Source organism: Nostoc sp. (assembly GCF_036918245.1).
Taxonomy (GTDB): Bacteria; Cyanobacteriota; Cyanobacteriia; order Cyanobacteriales; family Nostocaceae; genus Nostoc.
The window spans coordinates 125,609-146,672 of the sequence record NZ_JBALEF010000001.1; the positions used below are offsets into that span (position 1 = coordinate 125,609).

Consider the following 21,064-nt stretch of genomic DNA (forward strand, 5'->3'; position numbering starts at 1 on the left):
ACTCGTAACTCTAAAATGGATTTATTGCGATCGCTGCCACTTGGACTTTATTTAGAACAACCCCAAACTTGGCTGCATAAAATCGATCCGCGAGTCAAGTTCGCCTGGTTGATGAGCTTTTTAACAAGCTATGTTTTGGCTAATAACTTTTGGCGGGTGCTGTTGGTGGTAATATTGATTGTTGCCACCTTGATTGCGAGAATTCCTCGACGAGTATGGCAGCAGCAAATGGGTTGGCTATTAATGCTATCGTTTTTTGTCTTAGCGATCGCAGCCATCAGTCCTGATGGACTGGGTGTAGATTATCAATCACGTCTGCCAGCTAATGAACAAATCTTAACCCAGCCAGCAAATTCCAATAATCTTCTTCAAGAGCCAGCAGCTGAGAAAAAAGAATACAGCTACGTGCTATTTCACAAAGGCCCGGTTAAAGTGACTCGTTACTCCTTAAGTTTGGCAGTACGCCTGAGTACACTTATCTTTACCGTGATTTACAGCACCAACCTCTATCTACTGACAACCGCACCAGAAGAAATCACATCTGGGATAGAAAGCTTAATGCAACCCTTGCGACGCTTCAAGTTGCCCGTTACAGAAATTACTTTAACTTTAACCTTGTCCTTGCGCTTTATTCCCCTGGTTTTAGAAGAAGTGCAAAATTTATTTCGCTCCGTGATGACAAGGGCAATTAATTGGAAAAAGCTGGGATTAAAAGGAGCATTCAAGGTTTGGATGACAGTAGCAGAGAGACTTTTGGAAAATCTGCTCTTACGAGCCGATCAAATGGCGAATGCAATGATGGTACGGGGTTTTACCAGTCCCAATGAGCATCGAGTCCAGTGGCACGACTTACGATTAAAAGGGCGTGACTGGCTGGCGATCGCAACTTTAATTTTATTCTGGGGAATACGGCTAGCTATAGGAACTCAGGTTTAATTTTGCACCGAGAAAATGGTAAGAGGTAATACAGCAGAATTCAGGAGCGGAGGCGGAGATGCTCCGCCTCCGGTTAGAATTCAGGAGTCAGAAGTAAAACATTCTTCTTCTCTCGATTTTCTCTATGCCTCTGTGGTAGCTTGCGGTAAGCAGCTTTGCGTCTACGTTCAAAAATTGACTTTGAGAGTTAAGCCTTAATTGAAACGTATTGAGCGATATGTAACGATGTGGTGTGGGAAATTAAACAGCTACCCAGCCATAAAATTGATCCCCTACCATTTAGCGTAGATTTTTGGTATGAACCAGGGTTATGCGAACAATACAAACTAATCTCAATATTTTTTACCGATTCCCCTATGAATCTCTGCACAACGCTCAGGCATAAATATTGCACCACTGAAAATGCTAGATAATCAATAGACCTTTTGCATAAAACTGTCTCGTTCCCAGTCTCCGACTGGGAATGCCTATAAGAGGCTCTGCCTCTTGACTTGCGGCAGAGCCGCAATGAGGTGCATCTCCCGCCAGAGGCTGGAAACGAGGTTTTAAAGGAGTTTTAGCTTAAGTTGACACCAATGAGCAATACACCGCAGGCCTGCGAGGAGGAGTTGGGGGTAGGGTGTTAGGGACTTTTGTAAGAAGTTTAATAATAAAAGATAGTTTTCTTTCCAGTACCCAGCCCCCAGTCCCCAATTTTGTGCCATTGGGCGACAGTTGTGGCAGTATGGAAAGAAGTTGAAAAATTCGCTGTTGCTGTTGGGAACTTCAAAGGGTGTTTTTCCTTCCCACGTCGAACTTTCAACCAGAGGATCAGGAATATTTTGTGCCTTGTCCCTACAGATTAGTAAATTGAAGTCACCAAAGCAGATGGTGATATTTGTCGAACAGCCTCTACTCTTTGAATCTACGCTTCGCGGCTTCTGTTGTACCATTGCGCTTCACTACCACTAGCTTCATCTGCCCATTAGGAACTAGATCAAGGTCTTCGTAACCGCAGTTTCGCATCTTAACCAAATATTCTGACGAATGTTGGTATTATCGTCTGAATGTTTGGAATTCACTGCGAAAAGATATATATACTTCCACCTTGACTACACCTTGACTCTTAAATGAATCCAGAAAACGCAGAAACTTACATAAACCATCCAACTTGGGGTTTACTCTACAAAATCTGTATGGTTGATGAGAACCAGGATTTGTTCACCACACTTTATGCCCAGCGCTTATTTTTTTTGGTGGCAAATGACGTTAAAGGTGTTAAATTCCAGTCTCTAGGACGTACTGAGGCGAGAATGATGTTGGAAAATCGCTTACGTACCCTGCGGCGCAGTGGGCATTCTCAGGAGTACGATCAGCTTCAGAGTGTTTTCCAGCGCACCTTCCAATGAACAGTTCGATTTCCGAACGTATTGTTACTATTCGTTCCTCCCTGCCAACTTCAGTCAAATTGATTGCTGTTAGCAAGCAAGTTTCTGCCCAGGCCATTCGGTCTGCATACAACGCAGGAATTCGTGATTTTGGGGAAAGTCGTATCCAAGAAGCTGCCAGCAAACAAGCCGAGTTGCAAGACTTACCGGATATTACCTGGCACTTTATTGGACATTTGCAAAGCAATAAAGCCAAAAAAGCCATCGAGCATTTCCCTTGGATTCACTCCGTGGATAATTTGAAGCTGGCACAGCGCTTAGACCAATTGGCGCAACAGCTAGGAGTGAGTCCCCAGGCTTGCCTGCAAGTGAAAATTCTCCCCGATCCCAATAAGTCTGGTTGGAGTGTGCCAGAACTTTTGGCTGATTTACCCATACTCAATCAATACAAAAATTTACAAATTCAAGGTTTGATGACAATTCCGCCTTCAGGATTAAATGATTCCGAAATTCTCAATGTGTTTAATCTCAATTGTCAGCTAGCCAAAGAAATCCAGGAGCAAAACTGGTCGAATATAAAAATGCAGCACCTATCTATGGGTATGTCAGGCGACTACGAACTGGCAGTGCAAGCAGGCGCAACGATGGTGCGATTAGGAACAATCTTGTTTGGCGATCGCTCTTAACCGATTAATCATCAGCCTTGTAGGGCAGTATTAATCGAAGCTAAGGATTTGATGACAAGAATTTTGTAACAGACTGGTGCAATCTGAAACAAAGGATATAGTATTGACAAGAGCAATCGCCAAGAGAAAATGGGGTATAAAGAAGTTTCCTTCGGATAAACCGTAGGATATAATCTTGACTCATTATTATGTTTAGGCGATGCACAGACCTTTCCAATAAGCGTCGGTTCATCGCCAAAACCCGTAGTATGGGCTACAACTAGCAATACAGTTGCTGAAGTATCCACTGATATAGGCATCGCTCCTAGCTCAATCAATCCTCAGCCAAGTCAATACTGGCTATTCGCACCAGGAGAGTACACACGCAATGAACAACATTTTTTCCAAACTCAGAGACTTTGTGGGTCTAAATGAGCAAGTAGAATACGAGTATTACGAAGAAGAACCAGAAACAGATAATAATTACCAAAATCTGTATCAACAAGAAAATCCCCAACCAGCACCACAAGAGAGTACAGCCGCTCAAAATCGACGCTGGCGGGAACCAGTGCCTACAATGGGAGATGATATGACAGCAGGTCAAAAGCCAATGGGGAATGTGATTGGTATGCCAGGAGCAATTAACGGAATTTCGGAAGTTTTAGTACTCGAACCACGCACCTTTGAAGAAATGCCCCAGGCAATTCAAGCGTTGCGAGAACGCAAGTCAGTGGTATTAAATCTGACAATCATGGACCCCGATCAAGCTCAACGAGCAGTAGATTTTGTTGCAGGTGGTACTTACGCACTAGATGGACATCAAGAGCGCATTGGTGAAAGCATCTTTTTGTTTACACCAAGCTGTGTCCAAGTTAGTACCCAAGGTGGCGTTCTTCATGAAGTACCACAACCACCAGTACGTCCTTCTCGTCCGACAACAGGTACTCCAAATCAAACCTGGGGCAACGAAACTAACCGCATGGCACAATAAAGTTAAATTAGTTTTTAGTCGTTTGTCCTTTGTCATTTGTCCTGGGTTTTGATCGTAGTGACAAATGACAAACGACTAATGACTAATGACCAATGACTAATGACCAATGACTATAAAATTTGGCTTAATTGGTGGTGGGGTAATGGGAGAAGCACTCTTATCCCGCCTTATCGCGCGTGGAATTTATCAATCATCAGAAGTCATAGTTAGCGAACCGCTATCTTCACGCTTAGATTTTTTAAAACAGCAATACGGTGTTGCTGTGACGACAGATAATAGCCAGGTTTTCACCGAAGCAAAAGAAGTTCTATTTTTGGCAGTGAAACCGCAGGTATTTAGTGCGATCGCTCAAGAATTAGCAGATATTGATATTCTTAATAGAGAACATTCACCTCTAATCATTTCTATTTTGGCGGGTGTGCCCTTAAGTCAGCTAGAAGCAGCATTTATGCAATTGCCAGTGATTAGAGCAATGCCCAACACCCCGGCAACAGTGGGAGCAGGAGTTACCGCGATTTGTTTAGGTGCATATACCAATGCCAAGCATTACCAAATAGCACAGCAAGTTTTTTCTGCTGTGGGCGAAGTAGTGGAAGTGTCAGAAGCGCTGATGGATGCAGTTACAGGGCTATCTGGTAGCGGCCCGGCTTACGTGGCGCTCGTGGTAGAAGCACTTGCAGATGGCGGAGTAGCCGCAGGTTTACCTAGAGTAATTGCCAATCAACTAGCCTTGCAAACCGTACTGGGAACAGCGAAACTGTTGCAGGAAACCAAAATGCACCCAGCAGAACTCAAAGATCGTGTTACCAGTCCCGGCGGTACAACCATTGCGGGAATTGCCAAGCTAGAACAGGCAGGATTTCGTTCCGCTTTAATTGAAGCAGTCAAAGCTGCCACAGAGCGATCGCAAGAGCTGGGAAAATAATCAAGAGTCCTTTGTTATTTGTCCAAAGTCCAATTGTGAAAAACTAATGACTAATGACCAATGACAAATGACCAATAACGAAGTTGACAAAAGACTCGTTAGTATAGTAAACAATCTGGTTGCAAATGTGATTGAGTGAATTATCCTGCACCGTCTCCAGAACTTGACTTAGGGTTTATATTTCCCTTTGAACTGGATCAGTTTCAAAAAGAAGCGATCGCGTCCCTGAACGCTGGGCGCTCCGTAGTCGTATGTGCCCCCACAGGTTCGGGCAAAACATTAGTCGGGGAATACGCCATTTATCGCGCCCTAGCGCGAGGAAAACGTGTGTTTTATACTACTCCCTTGAAGGCGCTGTCGAATCAAAAATTACGTGACTTTCGAGAAAAATTCGGGTTTGATCGAGTCGGACTGTTAACTGGAGATGCTTCCATTCACAGGGATGCACCGATTTTGGTGATGACCACAGAAATTTTCCGAAATATGCTCTATGGCACACCGATTGGGCAAGTCGGCATCTCATTAGTAGACGTTGAAGCAGTGATACTTGATGAATGTCACTACATGAACGATCGCCAGCGCGGTACAGTTTGGGAAGAATCAATCATCTATTGTCCCCGTGAAGTGCAACTGGCAGCCCTCTCAGCAACGGTTGCCAATAGCGATCAACTTACTGATTGGCTAAATCGCGTTCACGGCCCAACAGACCTGATTTACTCCGATTTTCGCCCAGTCCCCTTAGAATTTCACTTTTGCAATCCTAAAGGGTTATTTCCCCTACTGAATGATAGCAAAACCAAAATCAATCCCCGGCTTCAGAAGAAAAAGGGGAAAGGGGGAGAAAGGGATCGGGGGAGAAATGGCAGACCTGAAGCTCCAGGCATAATTTATACCTTGAGCCAGTTAGAGCAACGCGATATGCTCCCAGCAATTTACTTTATCTTCAGCCGCCGGGGATGTGATAAAGCAGTGGCGGAAGTTGGTGATTTATGGCTGGTAAATAATGAAGAGTCCCAAATTTTACGCGAACAAATTGATGACTTTTTAGCTCGCAATCCTGAAGCAGGGCGTTCTGGACAAATTGCACCCCTGTATCGGGGAATTGCTGCCCACCACGCTGGGATTTTACCTGCTTGGAAAGCACTGGTAGAAGAACTATTTCAGCAAGGGCTGATTAAAGTCGTATTTGCTACCGAGACACTAGCAGCGGGAATTAATATGCCCGCCCGGACAACGGTAATTTCTACCCTTTCCAAGCGGACTGACACCGGACACCGCCTGTTAAACGCTTCCGAATTTTTGCAAATGGCGGGACGAGCAGGCCGCCGGGGGATGGATAAACAAGGTCATGTGGTGACAGTTCAAACTCCCTTTGAAGGAGCCAAAGAAGCCGCGTATTTGGGAACATCCAAGCCAGACCCTCTAGTAAGCCAGTTTACGCCCAGTTACGGCATGGTACTCAACTTGCTGCAAACCCATACCCTAGAGCAAACCAGGGAACTGATAGAGCGCAGTTTTGGGCAGTACATGGCAACCTTGCATTTACGGCCAGAATACGATGAGATTGCCGAATTGCAAACCCAATTAGCTCAACTTCATGAACAAATCGCCGCAGTTAATGAAAATGAACTGGCTGTTTATGAAAAATTGCGGCAACGCCTGAAGGTGGAACGCCAGATATTGAAAACCTTGCAAGAGCAAGCACAGTCAGACCGCCAAGAGGAATTGGTGATGATGTTGGGCTTTGCAGTGTCAGGAACTCTGTTGAGTCTCAAGGGCAAAAATATCATGGTGTCTTCCCCGGTAACGGCAGTTTTAGTGGGAAAATCACCTGGTTCTGGTCAAGCTCCTTACTTGGTATGCTTGGGACACGATAACCGTTGGTATGTGGCAACGACAGGGGATGTAGTCGATTTGTATGCCGAGCTGCCGCGAATTGAAGTGCCGCCTGATGTACTACCACCGCCAGAGATGCCTTTGAAGCCAGGACAGTCACGCCGTGGTAACGAAGAAAGCTTTGCGATCGCTGTGCGTATTCCCAATCCGATAGAGTCTTTGCATCTAGCACCAGAAGTAGCAGAACAACTCAGTCACGTTACCGCTGTTCAAGAGCAATTAGAGGCTCATCCCCTACATCAATCAGGCAATGCTGCAACGCTTTTCAAACGCCGGTCCCGCTATGTCGAACTAGAAGCCGAACTCGAACAGTTGCAAGGGCAAATAGAGCAACAGTCACAACGTCATTGGGAAGAATTTCTCAATTTAATCGCCATTCTGCAACATTTTGACGCTTTGGATAACTTAGTCCCCACAAAATTAGGGCAAATCGCTGCCGCCATTCGCGGGGAAAATGAATTGTGGCTGGGTTTAGTATTCGCTAGTGGTGAATTGGACAACTTAGATCCGCACCATTTAGCAGCAGCAGCAGCAGCTTTGGTGATGGAAACGCCCCGTCCAGATAGCAAGGTTAACTTTGAGCTTAGTAATGAAGTGGCAGAAGCCTTGAAAAAATTGCGGGGAATTCGCCACCAAATGTTCCAACGACAACGGCGATATAACGTAGCGCTGCCTATATGGTTGGAATTTGAGTTAATTGCCATAGTCGAACAATGGGCGCTGGGAATGGAGTGGACGGAACTCTGCGAGAACACTACCTTGGATGAAGGCGATGTAGTGAGAATTTTACGCCGGACTTTGGATTTATTGTCGCAGATACCCCACATTCCCCATTTGCAAGACTCTTTCCAGCGTAATGCCTATCGGGCGATGCAGTTGATTGATAGATTCCCTGTGAATGAGGTGGTTGAATAAATAGGACGTGGCAATTTCTGTGCGTCTTTTTCTCTCAACACTTACACAAAAAAAGACGCTGTAGGGGCAATTCATGAATTGCCCCTACAAATCGCCCCAACAATCAATTTACATTTGGCCAAATAATAGTAGTGGTACGTAGTTAAAAATGCTTTTTTGGTTTTGTATATCTTTTATACGTGATTAATCACGTGTATCTAACAAAAGTTATAGTCGCTATCAGCGCTATTCAATCTTAGTACACCAAGTTTCCAGTACCCTGCAACTGACGCAAAGAATTTATACATAATGGACAGTCGCAGCCAAATACCCTAATTGCAGCGTCACTTTCCTCTTCAGTAAAGTTCAACATGGCAATATTCCGATCTGATACTGATGTGACAATAGTTGAGGAACTTGTAGAGGTATACGGACGTTTTCTCTCTGAATCTCGAATGCACACAAAATCTTGTCCACCATGTGGGTTAGTGATACAGGTACGACCGTCTTGTGTGTGCAGTAATCTCTGTGTAATGCTACCACTAGCATGGGCAGGATGAAATGCCACCAGCGTAGACATCATCGACACAAAAATTGAGGAAGTGGAAAGTAAATTTAGGAGAATTTTTTTGTTCATAGATTTCCTTGAGAAAATTGTCTACTAGATTAGGGTATTCGATTAACTTTCAAACTTCAAGTGAATTTTCCCTGAGAATAGCTAGATAGACACTTGTTACCCAAGAAAGTTCCATCTCTTCACCAGTTTAATCGGAAATTATTTACTACATCATAATTCAGCAATCAAACAGGCTTGATGTCTAGCTTTTAGACGTAACGTTATGTAATTCAGCAAATTTCAATCCGCTGTATATTCCCAAGACGGTTATTATTTGCTTGATGTAAGTATAAGAGCTTAATTAAATTAGAGCTAGTAATTAGCAGCTGTAGCCCTTTAAATTCTTATATAGAGCAATAAATCGCTCACTACGAACAAAAGGTGGATCTTACATAATTTTATACAATTGAAAGCCGCTATAGCTATCTTTACAAGATTATAAATCTTAATTTTAATCAAAAGATGGTGTATGTAATTAACAATAAATTTGAGATAGATTCTCGTTCTTAAAATATCAACTTGTAAAAATTTCTTTTTTTCATTACATTAAAAAAAAGGCTCATATCTCAATTAGTTTACTAGCCTACATAGAAAAAATGAAGCAGAAAGTACATTCAGAATCTTCAGATTGTTGCAGCTGTGAACATGACCATCACGAGAATCATAACCATGTTCATAATCACAATCATGATGAGAATCATAACCATGACCACAATCATGAACACGGGGAAGAGTTCAATCTGAAAAATGAGATATTGCCTTTGGTAGCAATTTTAAGTTTATATGCGCCTGGTGTAATTTTTGAAAATCAACTACACAATACATTCTACTCAATAGGAGAATATCTGCTTTTCATTCCTGCTTACTTATTAAGTGGATGGAGTGTTTTAAAAACTGCTGGGCGCAATATAGTCAGAGGTAGAGTATTTGATGAAACGTTTTTGATGACAGTAGCAACATTAGGTGCGATCGCAATTCATAAATTACCCGAAGCTGTCGGAGTCATGTTATTTTACAAAATTGGAGAATTGTTTCAAGATATTGCCATCAGTCGCTCCCGTAATTCGATCAAATCATTATTGGAAATACGCCCAGACTATGCAAATATCCAAATAGAGGGAGAACTGAAAAAAGTATCGCCAGAAACAGTAAAGATTGGGGATATTATCGTTGTAAAGCCTGGAGAAAAGATTCCCTTAGATGGCGAAATTGTAGATGGTAATTCGCAAGTTGATACATCTGCATTAACTGGAGAATCTGTACCACGAACGGTAAAAATTGGAGAAACAGTTTTTGCTGGGACGATTAATAAAATAGGTGCGCTCGTCATTAAAGTCACAAAACTATTTGATGAATCTTCCATTGCCAAAATTTTAGACTTGGTGCAAAATGCCAAAAGCAAAAAAGCAGCAACAGAAAAGTTTATTACTAAATTTGCCCGATATTATACACCAATAGTAGTTTTTACATCTCTAGCAGTTGCAATATTACCTCCTTTATTCATTTCGGGTGCTACTTCTTCTGAATGGATTTATCGTGCCCTAATTTTACTAGTTATCTCCTGTCCCTGTGGACTCGTTATCAGTATTCCATTAGGTTACTTTGGAGGTGTGGGAGGTGCAGCTAAACGTGGTATTTTGGTTAAAGGCTCTACTTTTTTAGATACTTTAAATGCAGTTAATACAGTTGTTTTTGATAAAACTGGAACGTTAACGAAAGGGGTATTCAAAGTAGTAGAAATAGTCCCATTAAATGGCTGGAATGAACAAGAAGTGCTGCGATTAGCTGCCAAAGTAGAATCGCATTCAAATCATCCCATCGCTCAATCTATCTGCAAGGCTTATGGTGGAAAAATCGATGAATTTGAGATCAGAGATTATGAAGAAATAGCAGGCTATGGAATTAAAGCCAAGGTTCAAAATAGGGTAGTGATAGCAGGAAGCGATCGCCTATTGCATAGAGAGAAGATTTCTCACGATAATTGCCAGTTAGAGGGAACAGTTATTCATCTAGCAGTGGATAATATTTATGCTGGATATATTGTCATTGCTGATGAACTCAAAGAAGATGCTAGACAAGCTATTCAAGCACTCAAGCGAATGGGTGTAGAGAGAACAGTAATGTTGACAGGAGATAATCAAGCGATCGCTTCTCGAATTGCTGAACAGCTAGGCATAGATACTTACGAAGCAGAGTTATTACCTGAAGAAAAAGTTAATGCCATTGAGAAGTTACTCAGCACCGCTGGCAAGCATGGTAAAGTTGCCTTTGTTGGGGATGGAATTAATGATGCACCAGTGATTGCTAGAGCAGATGTTGGTATGGCAATGGGCGGGTTAGGCTCAGATGCAGCGATCGAAACCGCGGATATTGTAATCGTGACAGATGCACCATCCAAAGTGGCAGAAGCAATCCAAATCGCCAGAAAAACCCGCAAAATTGTTTGGCAGAATATTGGGTTTGCGTTAGCAATTAAAGGTGTATTTATTGGATTGGGTATTTTAGGGATAGCGACAATGTGGGAAGCTGTATTTGCTGATGTTGGAGTAGCAATGCTGGCAATTTTAAACGCAACTAGAGCGATGAAATAAAATTTTTGGATAATCGGGAATCTATGATTGGGAAATTGTAGTAGTTAAACTATAAGTACTTATCACTCATATTTTGCTACCCAAAATAGAATCGATGAATTCATCAATCAAAGGTATTGCTACAGTGACTTTAGCTTTACTACTAAATTATTCAGCCAACCAAGCCTTTGCACTACCCCAAAAAATCAATCATCCAGTTACTGTTGCTAAATTGCAACCCTTAAAAGATACCTTAATTGTTCCTGGGGAACGGGTGGGGCCGATAACACGCACAACTACCAAGCAGGATTTAGTCAAACTGTTTGGTGCATCCCATCTCGTTGATAAAACTATCTCTGGTGCAGAAGGAATAGGTAGTTTTGCAGCTACTCAGTTAAATCTAAATCAGGGACGCTCTCTGCTAGTAGTTTGGAGTGATAATACTCGTACCAAACCCCTAGATGTGCGTAACCTGGGTTCAGCTTGGAAAACCCGCGAAGGTATCGGTGTTGGAACCCCTTTGAGCGAATTACGTAGAAAATTAGGTGATTTTAAACTTTATGGATTGGCGTGGGATTACGGTGGCACGATTTTGTTGGATACTAGTAAATTATCCCGTTATCAAGGCAAACTCATTTTACGAGTAGATACGGCTCCTAATGCTTCTGAAAAGTTCCCCAATGACTACCAAGCGGTGTCTGGGGATGGTACTTTTTCTTCCAGCAATCCCCACTGGAAACCTTTAGGAATTAGCCTTACAGAAATTATCGTTGTATTGAATCCAAGTGAGTAGTAATATACTAAACATTAGTTTGCTTGCTAGGGCGTAGAGTAACTATGAAGACAACGTTCTCATACTGAGGCTTTGAGGCTGGTAAAGCAGTTAAGTTTCAATTAGAACAGTAGCTTCTTGATGAACAGACAAAACTGGCACATCTTAGCGATGAACTGGATAAAATTGAGTCTGGATTGCAATCATCAGATTTATGTAAATATACAGTTATTTAGTACATGGAAATCAGGATTTACTCACCTAGAGACAAGGAAAATAGAGATATTCAGTTAATTGGTGTTTGTTTATACTATTTAAATTCTTTGTAGTCGTTATACTCATAACTTAGGTTCTACCTGGGAATTAGGAAGTGGCTTTGCCACTTCTTTTTATTTATCTGGTAGTCCAGTAAAAAATCGATTAAAAGTTAAAAGTAACTTTGTTGAACTTTTAACCTTTATTAATTGTTATACCATTTCGCCAAATATCTGCTAGACATTCATTGCTAGAGGCGTACATCTATACGCCCCTACAAACGATTCATGTGTTGCAAAGATTGTTGACAATAGTTATGATATCATGTGCGTTTATTTGGCCCAGCAGTCTGACGGAATTCTTGTCATATAGACATGATATTAGTCATTACCCATTGTATCTTGCCATCTCTCACGCTTAGGCTTACTCTCCACATCGCGCGATCGCGCTTCTTTCCAAGTCTCCCACATTAGGGATTGCTGTTTTTCAACATGGTTAATAAACTGCATAATTGAGTGATCTGCTTTAATAGGAGTTTTCAAATCAAACTGAATTGTTTGAAGAATCTTGATGTCACCCATGAGAAAGTACTTAGCTGCAATCTTAGTCAGCCATAGCACAACTCGATTGCATAACCAACCAAAAATTCCTTTACGTTTTTTAGTCATCAACACAACTTGACCTTCAGTTTTCCCCCCTTCGTGGAGGCGAACTGCAACCATCATGTGGACTTGGAAAAAATCAGGGCCAAGTGTCACAATGCCAATGCTACCGTACCAATAGCAAATGCTGTAAGTTATAACATTTTTGTAGAAAAGACGGATGAGCTTAATGAAAAAGAAATTGTCTTTGATGGGTGTAGTATTACTGAAGATAATCGCATTCTCGTTGAGTTCGTGTCTTTCAAAAATAATTTCTAGTGGCAATTGGTGAACTGTATTGAGGTGTTGAGCATCAATCGCATTAATCATCACCACATTGGGGTGACAGTTCAGCAAGAAGTGGGAATGAATGGCTACATCACACTCTTTCTGTTCCAACTCTGGAACAAATGGTAGAGGTTGTTGTGGTATTTCTCCAGTCCAAACCCAAATCATCCCATACTTCTCAGCAGTGGGCCAAGTTTGTAACTTTACGGAAGGCGGCACATCTAAACATGGGATATCAATACACATCCCCTCAGCATCAAACTTCCAATGGTGGAAAAAACAACGTAGTGCATTACCCTCAACTTTCCCTTCAGCAAGGTGAGCGCCCATGTGTGGACAGTAGGCATCTAAGGTAACTACTCTTTTATCTTTACCACGGTAAATTACTAATTCTCTACCCAAAATCGTGACAGGTTTTACTTCACCCACCCGCAGATTTTGAGAGGGTATTACCCAATACCATCCCTCAATAAAACGCTCTGGATTATTGAAAATTTTAGGTTTACGGATTGAGCTAGAAGTCTGCGAGTTGAGATTCATTTTTATGGTTTCACTTGAAGTGAAGCAGTTGATCTAGAAGTAACATGGGAACTTCAAAAAAACAGTTACTTTCAGTACCATGAGAAACAGCTACCCAATAAATGGATAAAAATCATCAGGTAAAATATTGAACAAATATTATTAAAGATGTCAAAATTATGCCAATTTAATATCAGCTAAATTCCAAATATCCATTTAGAATAGATATTTGAAAATTTACAACTTAGTAAAATCTCTAATTAGATAAAAAGTTTCAATACTGATGCTAATATTTGGCTTAACTCTCAAAGCACTTGATCTTTAGCAAAATGTGTAATAATAATTACAAGAGTTAGGAAAATCTACCATGTTAACTCAAGATAAAAAACTGCTTTTAATTGGTCAGGTAACAGATTTAACTGGAATACCCATCAGGACAATTCGTTATTACGAGAGTTTAGGTTTAATCAATTCATTGAGACGAACAGAGGGAGGCTTTCGCCAGTTTTCATTGGATGTGCTAACTCGTCTAGCATTCATTAAAAGGGCGCAAAATCTTGGTCTTAGCCTAGAAGAGATTGGAAATATTCTTCAGGTTTACGACCAAGGGCAAACTCCCTGTGGTGAAATCAAAGAAAAGCTTGAAGAGAAGGTTTTGCAGATTGATCGCCAAATCGATCAGCTCTTAACTTTACGCTCTGAAATAAAAGGATTACTTTCAGGCTGGAAGAACATCAGCGACCATTATGAGAAGACAATTTGTCCGATTATTCAAAACACCTCTCAGGACTGACACCAATCAGGAATCAGGACTTTTATAGAGAAGAAACCACCACAACTCTAGTCCAATTAAAGCTAAACCTGCGATCGCAACACCAACTTTCAAGCCCAAAGGTTGCTCAATACGTTGAAATTGGCTGGTTTGTTCTGATGAATGGGCTGGCATTTCTGCCAATGTTATACCTGATGTTCCAGTGAGAAGCACTAAAGCTATCAGGCTTCCCCAAAGCGTTTTTTGACTGAACATTTCCTAAATTACCCTGCAATTATGAGCTAATTTTTGGTTGAAAGTTACGCAATCTGAGGGCATTGCTAACAACAGACAGCGAAGAAAGAGCCATCGCCGCCCCGGCGATAATTGGATTGAGTAACCAACCAAAGATAGGGAACAGAATTCCCGCCGCAATAGGAATACCAATGACATTGTAAATAAAGGCAAAGAAGAGATTTTGCTTAATATTGTTGATGGTAGCGCGACTAAGTTGAATTGCTGTCACAATTCCTTGCAAATCTCCAGAAATTAGGGTGATATCGCTAGCTGCGATCGCTACATCTGTTCCTGTACCAATGGCAATTCCCACATCAGCCTGTGCTAGCGCTGGTGCATCATTTATCCCATCACCTACCATTGCGACAATTGAGTGCTGAGTGCTATTAGCGGTAGCGGGGCGTTTAGCCCGTGCTGTTAGCGGATAGCTAAAGTTTAGCCCGTGCTGAGTGAGGAGTGAGGAGTGAGGAGTCAAGAGTGAGAATTTATGAGAATTCTTTCTTTGTGACCCTCTGTACCCTATTTCCCCTTGCAAAGCTTGAATAATCGCCGCCTTCTGATCTGGACGCACTTCGGCAAAGATTCGCTGGATGCCAACTTGTAGAGCGATCGCATCAGCAGTTTTACGATTATCTCCGGTAAGCATTACTACTTCTAAACCTAACTTCCGTAAGGCTTTCACCACTGCTGCTGACGAAGGTTTGAGGGCATCGGCAATACCCATTATTCCTTGTAGTTCGCCATCTACAGCAATCAAAATGACTGTTTTACCAGCCGCTTCCCAAGCATCTTTATATTGCTGGAGACTCATGGTGTTAATTCCAAGTTCTGCTAACCAGCGTTGTGTACCAATTTGCACAAGCTGATTTGAAACAACTGCTTGCACACCACTACCTGCATTAGCCACGAAGTTCTTTGCATCTATTAAACTCACTTCTTGAGACTGGGCGTATTTTACAACCGCTTCAGCTAAAGGATGCTCAGAATTGCGTTCCACCGTTGCTGCTATTTGTAAAAGCTGGGTTTCATTACCATTAGCTGTGCCGTTGACAGTTGCAAAGTCTGTAACCGTAGGTTTACCCTGAGTCAAAGTACCGGTTTTATCTAAAACGATGGTTTTAATTTTGTGCGCTAGTTCTAAGCTATCCGCACCCTTAATCAAGATGCCATTTTCCGCACCTTTGCCCGTCCCCACCATTACAGATGTGGGGGTAGCTAAACCCAAAGCACAAGGACAAGCGATAATCAGTACACCCACCGTTGTCATTGTTGCGAGGGTAAGGTTGCCAGTGAAATTAAACCAAATCACGAAAGTAGCGATCGCGATCGCAATTACAGCTGGTACAAACCATCCTGTCACTTGATCTGCCAAACGCTGAATTGGTGCTTTAGAACCTTGTGCTTGTTGCACTAGTTTGACAATTTGAGCCAAAAATGTATCATTTCCGACTCGTGTCACCCGAAACTGAAATGCACCCGCACCGTTAATCGTCGCCCCAATCACCTCATCTCCTGGCTGCTTTTTGACTGGCAAACTTTCACCCGTCACCATCGCTTCATCTACTGTCGAAGCGCCTGCAATCACTTCGCCATCCACCGGAATCTTTTCACCAGGACGCACTAAAATCACATCGTTGATTCTGACTTCGGCGATGGGAACATCAATTTCTCTACCATCACGGATAACTCTGGCATCTCTAGCTTGCAGTCCGATGAGTTTGCGGATAGCTTCAGAAGTTTGTCCCCTAGCGCGATTTTCTAACAACCGCCCCAGCAAAATTAAGGTAATGACAATGGCGGCGACTTCATAATAAATATGAGGTATCAAGCCCTGAGTAATAAAAAATCTTGGGAAAATGGTGACAAACAAAGAATATAGATAGGCTGCACTTGTACCTAAAGCAATTAACGTGTCCATCGTTGCCGTATGGCGCTTGAGGGATTTCCAGCCATTCCGGTAAAAAGATCCACCACACCAAAAGATTACGGGTGTTGTCAGCACTAACTGCACCCAAGGATTCTGAAGAAAACTTGGAATTAAGGGTAAATTTAGCCCAGTCATCATGGGCAACGATCCTAAAAGTAGGAAAGTGCTGATTACACCTCCCACCACTACTTTGAGAGAGAGTTGGCGTTGTAATGCTTGCCTACTCGCTTTTTCAGCATCATCTTCTTCAAAGAGCAATTCTTCCTGGAGTGAGTCAGAAGAGTATCCCGCAGCAGCGATCGCAGCTTGGATTTTCTCTAAATTCGCTAGAGAGCGATCGTACTTGATGGTAGCTTGTTCGGCTCCAAAGTTAACGTTGCAGTCAATTACCCCAGAAACAGAGCGAATTGCCTTTTCGATATTGTTGGCGCAAGCAGCGCAACTCATGCCTCGAAGTTTGAGTGTGAGAGTATCCATAAATAGATGAACCCCTGTGATTGGTGTGAGAGGAGCGTGAAGGAGCCAGGAGGCAAGAGGCAGGAGGCAGATATATTATCTGTTGTTCTCAACTCCATCTAATTCCAAGCCACCAAATCATAAATTTTGATTGGGACTTAAGGCGGCAGGAGGCTCCAGAGCATTATTCCTTCTGCCTCCTGCCTTTCTTTTTTAAAGATTAAGCAACTGGATAACCTGCAGCAGCCAATGCTTCCTTAATTGCTGTTTCTGATGCCTGAGTTTCTACACTGACAAGCTTGGTTGTTGGATCGGCCTGAACACTAGCATTGGCATCGACTGCCTGAAGTGTTTTGGTGATGGTGCTTGCACAAGCAGAACAAGCCATGTTGGGAACTGTGAGTTGGAGAGTCATAGATTTACGGGATAAAATGAACAACTTAGCCAGATCGAGCTGGATGACTGAGACGTATCCCTCACACATCAGAAATTTCTGGTTGAGAGTCGCCTTGAATTTATCCTAGACTCTCCAGCCGGCTGGAGAGTCTAGAGATTTTTAAAAGTTTTTCGTTAAACTTCAAATTTTTTTATAACTTTGGTTTGCCTGAGTAACCGTTGCTCATCAAAAATACAACGTACTACAAAACACTTGTCATTCGATGAAAGTGTGTGTTATTAAGGATATATAACCACCTTAGTCAGAATTAACCTGTTGTTTTCCCCACAATTTTGGGAAAATGATCCTCTGAACTAATTGAGATGCGGCTGCTGAACCCAAGTCTCCTCATCTTTTCACAACAAAGGGTCTTTTTTAAGACCTTATTTGGAGTTTTCATGCAGCCAAAAAATCTCAAACGTCTCCTGCGTGCTTTAGAGCAGCAAGGTTTAGATGTAACTTATAAAAATCGCACTTATTCTGTGCGTTTAGTTAATTCTCCTGATGCCCCTGTAGCAGAAGTACTACTACCGGAAGACTTTCCCGTAGAAGCTAAAGCATTGAAGCAGTTAGCAAATTTAGCAAGCGTCCGCCACCCGTCAGGCGGATGCGTTTGCCGTGCCTCTGCTACGCCTGACTTTCACCCAGGTGATGCGGGTGTTGCCATTGGTTCAGTCATAGAAACTGTAGGTCAGGTCATTCCTGGTGCTGTCGGTTCTGACATCAATTGTGGGATGCGCCTCCATGTTGTTGATTTGACAATTGAGGAATTCCTGGCAAAGCGCGACCAATTCGTAGAACGGATGAAGGGCGATTACTTCTTCGGTACACGTGATGTGACGATGACTGCTCACGCAATGCAAGCTCTATTTCAATACGGTGTTCCCGGTTGGCTGGATGCCATGCTAGATCGGGCTACAGGCAGTGTAGTCAAATCTGATTTGCAGCAACTTGCCCAAGAGAGCGATGGCTCCGCCAACGCCAGGAGCGAACGCATCTTCTTAGGTGGTTCAATGGATGGTAACTGGAAACTAGCGCCTGAAGAATTGGTTCCTGATACTGGACTAGTACGCGATGGCGGACTGGCAACCATTGGCGGCGGTAATCATTTTGTCGAAGTGCAACGGGTTGATAAAGTTTGAAAATCGCCTACTTGCCCACGCTTGGGGAGTGCGTAAGGGACAGCTAGCTTTTATGATTCACTCTGGTTCTCGAAACGTGGGGAAGTTTATTGGGGGAATGTGGCGAGATAAAGCTAAGGCGACTTGGCAAAAAGGTTTGAAGTATCCTGATTCTCAGATTTTTCCTCTCTCTACTTATTCGCACCCCGAACTAGTTGCTAGTTACCTGCAAGCTGAGGCCACTGCTGCTAACTATGCTTTTGTCAATCGCCTGCTATTAGCAGAATTGCTACGTCTGCGTTTGCGGGAAGTATACAAAGATGTAGAAGCACCTCTAGTTTATGACTTGCCCCATAACATCACCTTGGCAGAAGGTGAAGGATGGGTAACACGCAAGGGCGCTTGTCCTGCCCATCTAGGTCAAGCAGTGATTATCCCTGGTTCAATGGGTGCTTATTCTTATCTGATGGTAGGTAGAGGCAATGCAGCATTTTGTAATTCGGCGTCACATGGGGCGGGAAGAATTCGTTCTCGCTTCGATCTCAGTCGTAAAGGTGCATCTCAAAGTGAAGCAGAACTGGGATTAACTGGGGTAGACTGCATCACCCTGCGTGAAGAACGCCGAATTGAGGAAGCACCTGCTGCCTACAAACCGATTCAGTCTGTGATTGATGTGCAGGTTGAAGCAGAAATGGTAGACGTTGTGGCGCGATTGAGTCCGGTGTTGACGTTTAAGGCGTAGCTGCCAAATAAAAAGCCCCTGGTGTTTACCAGGGGTATCCATCTTTATTCCCTCATTTAGAATCGCATCTGTGAAGCTATAGTAAATCCGTGTTAATGCGATAACTGCATATAATGATGATTATTTTGCAATCAGCAAATGAAAGGGGCTGGGAGGTTAGGTTTGAGTAAAAGTTACACACGGCGTTACAGATCCATTTTTATCTGATTCCAAGACTATTAGCCTATTTTGTCAAATTAGGCAATTGTTCTAATTATTTGTATACTTTCTGAGTGCAATCTTCATTCAAAACATGGGATTGTGTTGATTATCCCAACACTTGCGATCGCTCTTTGAGCGCAAAAAAATATTTTACATGAAAATACGTTGAAGTTTTGGCACTCGCTTTTGTGTAAATACTGGCATTGAGTATGGAAACCATGATTTCGAGATATTCTTAATCGCTAACAGCAGCATGGTTGGGGCACAAAAGTTATTAATCGTCTGACAGATGACTCGCAGAAAGCTTTTCCAGAGATGAAGGATTTCCGGTTCACAACTTCAAGTATGTGCGGGCATTTGCTGAAGCTTATCCAGACTAGGAATTTGTACAAGCACAAAGAAGATCCAGTGAGTAGGAGATGCAAAAAAACGGAGAAAGTATTTGATAACTTCTCCGTCTCTCTGCGTCTTCCATAAACAACTACTACCAAATTCGATTTCCATTTTCGTCAAGTCGCATTTGCCGAATTACGTCGGAAATCTCTTCAGCATCTTTAACATGGTGAAGTGCCTTTTTTTCGCCGTCGGGTTCATCTACAACGAAGTAAGTTGGGACTGAAATTCTCTCGCCTGTAATGTCTGGTACATCATCAACCGCTGCCTGTTTAGCCTTCTCTTCAATTGATTGAGGCTTATCAGAAATTCTATCTCCTGGATTCGCGGTTAAATTTTCTTTGTTCACGTCTAACTCACGAGAATCCCGATCTTCAGTTACTGGTTGATTAATTTGATTTTCTTGATTTTTCTCACTCATGGCGCTTTCAGTTATTAAATATGGAACTCGACTAACAACAGCTTAAAAAATTAAAGGTATAAAGAGTTCTTTCTCTGGAGAGAGTTTGTGAATATATTTTGAAGAGATTTTGTGAGGAACATATCTTAGGTTATAGCCTAGCTCTGAGGCTTATAAATAACCTCATACTCCAGGAATAAATAATAATTAAAAACTACAGTTCAGGCGCAACTCTTAAAAAAAGCAAATTTTATGAAAATTAACCCATAGCAAACACAAACGTACATTAATATTAATGCGATCCCACCGTAGTATATTAGTAGACCTTTCTTGGTAAATCGAATCATCATGGAATATTATTCTACTAATGGCAAAAATCCAACGAGGATAAAAACGCGCCGGGATTTTTTAACCTATATGCCAGGTACTACAGTTGTATCAGTAGCTATCGGATATCTATATTCCCAAAGTCAGCCAAAGTCGTGAGATAGACCTAGAAACCCTTTGCTCACTTTATCCAAAGAATTCACGCTAGTCAAAATTATCTTCCAGGATCGGTGGCACTGGCTGAAGATGGCAAGCAAATTGAGGCTAATGCACTATTAGCAACCGCAAAGTCAGGAATTCCAATTCTGGTAAAAGGCTTGCCAGATCGTAGCGTTGATTATCTGATTATTCAAGACGGGCCACAGATTGCTGAGTACGCTATCAGTCCAATCTGCACCCAACTCTTTAGGATGTACAGTCGAGTGGGATCTTGAGAAGAATCACTTTATTTGTCCTTGTCATGGTTCTCAATACAATTCTCAGGGTCGAGTTGTTCATGGTCCGGCTAAACGCTCTATACCACTAATCACTGTAGTAGTCAAGCAAAACCAAATTCGTTTAGTTGATCGCAAACCTGCTGTAGATCCTCGTTAACCTACGAGTAAAAAATCAAATTTAACAATGCCACCATACTTTTTCAGCAAATTTATGAATTATAAAAGACTAACAAAAATTACT

At 42.3% G+C, this 21,064-nt stretch carries 20 protein-coding genes; 13 read left to right on the forward strand and 7 right to left on the reverse strand.

The window, feature by feature from the left end; all coding sequences use genetic code 11:
- Positions 1-15 precede the first annotated feature (15 nt).
- The 3 genes from V7L12_RS00610 to V7L12_RS00620 all read left to right on the forward strand — a co-directional run bounded on the left by V7L12_RS00610 (position 16) and on the right by V7L12_RS00620 (position 2,989).
- Positions 16-936 (forward strand): energy-coupling factor transporter transmembrane component T family protein, encoded by a 921-nt coding sequence (locus V7L12_RS00610; protein WP_335081130.1) that lies wholly within the window; start codon positions 16-18, stop codon positions 934-936.
- A gap of 1,109 nt (positions 937-2,045) precedes the next feature.
- Complete coding sequence (gene pipX, locus V7L12_RS00615) at positions 2,046-2,324, forward strand: transcriptional coactivator PipX (RefSeq protein WP_069068710.1); 279 nt, start codon at positions 2,046-2,048, stop codon at positions 2,322-2,324.
- The gene (locus tag V7L12_RS00620) at positions 2,321-2,989 is read left to right on the forward strand and encodes a YggS family pyridoxal phosphate-dependent enzyme (protein ID WP_335081133.1); all 669 of its coding nucleotides are present in this window, start codon (positions 2,321-2,323) and stop codon (positions 2,987-2,989) included. The genes pipX and V7L12_RS00620 overlap by 4 nt, the downstream gene beginning before the upstream one ends.
- 11 nt (positions 2,990-3,000) lie before the next feature.
- Here the strand turns inward: V7L12_RS00620 and V7L12_RS00625 are convergent, their stop codons facing one another.
- Positions 3,001-3,288, reverse strand: coding sequence for a hypothetical protein (locus tag V7L12_RS00625; RefSeq protein ID WP_335081135.1), 288 nt, complete (start codon positions 3,286-3,288; stop codon positions 3,001-3,003).
- A 68-nt stretch (positions 3,289-3,356) separates the two neighbouring features.
- Here V7L12_RS00625 and V7L12_RS00630 point away from each other — a divergent pair, with 68 nt between their 5' ends.
- The 3 genes from V7L12_RS00630 (at position 3,357) to V7L12_RS00640 (ending at position 7,695) form a co-directional block, all read left to right on the forward strand.
- Positions 3,357-3,959 (forward strand): cell division protein SepF, encoded by a 603-nt coding sequence (locus V7L12_RS00630; RefSeq protein WP_334824567.1) that lies wholly within the window; start codon positions 3,357-3,359, stop codon positions 3,957-3,959.
- A 106-nt stretch (positions 3,960-4,065) separates the two neighbouring features.
- Positions 4,066-4,884 (forward strand): pyrroline-5-carboxylate reductase, encoded by an 819-nt coding sequence (proC, locus tag V7L12_RS00635; protein ID WP_335081138.1) that lies wholly within the window; start codon positions 4,066-4,068, stop codon positions 4,882-4,884.
- Between the two features lie 135 nt (positions 4,885-5,019).
- Positions 5,020-7,695 (forward strand): DEAD/DEAH box helicase, encoded by a 2,676-nt coding sequence (locus V7L12_RS00640; RefSeq protein ID WP_335081140.1) that lies wholly within the window; start codon positions 5,020-5,022, stop codon positions 7,693-7,695.
- 235 nt (positions 7,696-7,930) lie between these two features.
- On the opposite strand, the gene V7L12_RS00645 is transcribed toward V7L12_RS00640, so the two are convergent.
- The gene (locus V7L12_RS00645) at positions 7,931-8,311 is read right to left on the reverse strand and encodes a hypothetical protein (protein WP_335081142.1); all 381 of its coding nucleotides are present in this window, start codon (positions 8,309-8,311) and stop codon (positions 7,931-7,933) included.
- Positions 8,312-8,886: 575 nt separating this feature from the next.
- On the opposite strand from V7L12_RS00645, the gene V7L12_RS00650 reads away from it, so the two are divergent.
- On the forward strand, positions 8,887-10,881 hold the full coding sequence (locus V7L12_RS00650) for a heavy metal translocating P-type ATPase (protein WP_335081144.1): 1,995 nt from the start codon (positions 8,887-8,889) through the stop codon (positions 10,879-10,881).
- A gap of 94 nt (positions 10,882-10,975) precedes the next feature.
- Positions 10,976-11,653 carry a hypothetical protein gene (locus V7L12_RS00655; RefSeq protein ID WP_335081146.1) on the forward strand — a complete coding sequence of 226 codons (678 nt, stop codon included), beginning with the start codon at positions 10,976-10,978 and terminating at the stop codon, positions 11,651-11,653.
- 614 nt (positions 11,654-12,267) lie between these two features.
- Here the strand turns inward: V7L12_RS00655 and V7L12_RS00660 are convergent.
- Complete coding sequence (locus tag V7L12_RS00660; RefSeq protein WP_335081148.1) at positions 12,268-13,356, reverse strand: aromatic ring-hydroxylating dioxygenase subunit alpha; 1,089 nt, start codon at positions 13,354-13,356, stop codon at positions 12,268-12,270.
- Positions 13,357-13,702: 346 nt separating this feature from the next.
- Here V7L12_RS00660 and V7L12_RS00665 point away from each other — a divergent pair, with 346 nt between their 5' ends.
- Complete coding sequence (locus V7L12_RS00665) at positions 13,703-14,128, forward strand: heavy metal-responsive transcriptional regulator (RefSeq protein WP_334824558.1); 426 nt, start codon at positions 13,703-13,705, stop codon at positions 14,126-14,128.
- A gap of 6 nt (positions 14,129-14,134) precedes the next feature.
- Here the strand turns inward: V7L12_RS00665 and V7L12_RS00670 are convergent, their stop codons facing one another.
- The 3 genes from V7L12_RS00670 to V7L12_RS00680 form a co-directional block, all read right to left on the reverse strand.
- Entirely contained in the window at positions 14,135-14,362 is a 228-nt protein-coding gene (locus V7L12_RS00670; protein WP_335081150.1) for a hypothetical protein, read from the reverse strand.
- A gap of 19 nt (positions 14,363-14,381) precedes the next feature.
- Complete coding sequence (locus V7L12_RS00675; protein WP_335081152.1) at positions 14,382-16,787, reverse strand: heavy metal translocating P-type ATPase; 2,406 nt, start codon at positions 16,785-16,787, stop codon at positions 14,382-14,384.
- 199 nt (positions 16,788-16,986) lie between these two features.
- Complete coding sequence (locus tag V7L12_RS00680) at positions 16,987-17,181, reverse strand: heavy-metal-associated domain-containing protein (protein WP_094350009.1); 195 nt, start codon at positions 17,179-17,181, stop codon at positions 16,987-16,989.
- Between the two features lie 419 nt (positions 17,182-17,600).
- Between V7L12_RS00680 and V7L12_RS00685 the strand changes: the two genes are divergently transcribed.
- Positions 17,601-18,344 carry an RtcB family protein gene (locus tag V7L12_RS00685; protein WP_335081155.1) on the forward strand — a complete coding sequence of 248 codons (744 nt, stop codon included), beginning with the start codon at positions 17,601-17,603 and terminating at the stop codon, positions 18,342-18,344.
- Positions 18,277-19,065, forward strand: a complete 789-nt coding sequence (locus V7L12_RS00690) for an RtcB family protein (RefSeq protein ID WP_335081157.1) — start codon at positions 18,277-18,279, stop codon at positions 19,063-19,065. The genes V7L12_RS00685 and V7L12_RS00690 overlap by 68 nt, the downstream gene beginning before the upstream one ends.
- Before the next feature lie 685 nt (positions 19,066-19,750).
- On the opposite strand, the gene V7L12_RS00695 is transcribed toward V7L12_RS00690, so the two are convergent.
- Positions 19,751-20,080 (reverse strand): hypothetical protein, encoded by a 330-nt coding sequence (locus V7L12_RS00695; protein WP_334824547.1) that lies wholly within the window; start codon positions 20,078-20,080, stop codon positions 19,751-19,753.
- A gap of 536 nt (positions 20,081-20,616) precedes the next feature.
- Between V7L12_RS00695 and V7L12_RS00700 the strand changes: the two genes are divergently transcribed.
- Positions 20,617-20,820 carry a hypothetical protein gene (locus tag V7L12_RS00700; RefSeq protein WP_335081199.1) on the forward strand — a complete coding sequence of 68 codons (204 nt, stop codon included), beginning with the start codon at positions 20,617-20,619 and terminating at the stop codon, positions 20,818-20,820.
- Positions 20,753-20,980 carry a Rieske 2Fe-2S domain-containing protein gene (locus V7L12_RS00705; RefSeq protein ID WP_335081161.1) on the forward strand — a complete coding sequence of 76 codons (228 nt, stop codon included), beginning with the start codon at positions 20,753-20,755 and terminating at the stop codon, positions 20,978-20,980. Before V7L12_RS00700 ends, V7L12_RS00705 begins: the two co-directional genes overlap by 68 nt.
- Positions 20,981-21,064: the final 84 nt, after the last annotated feature.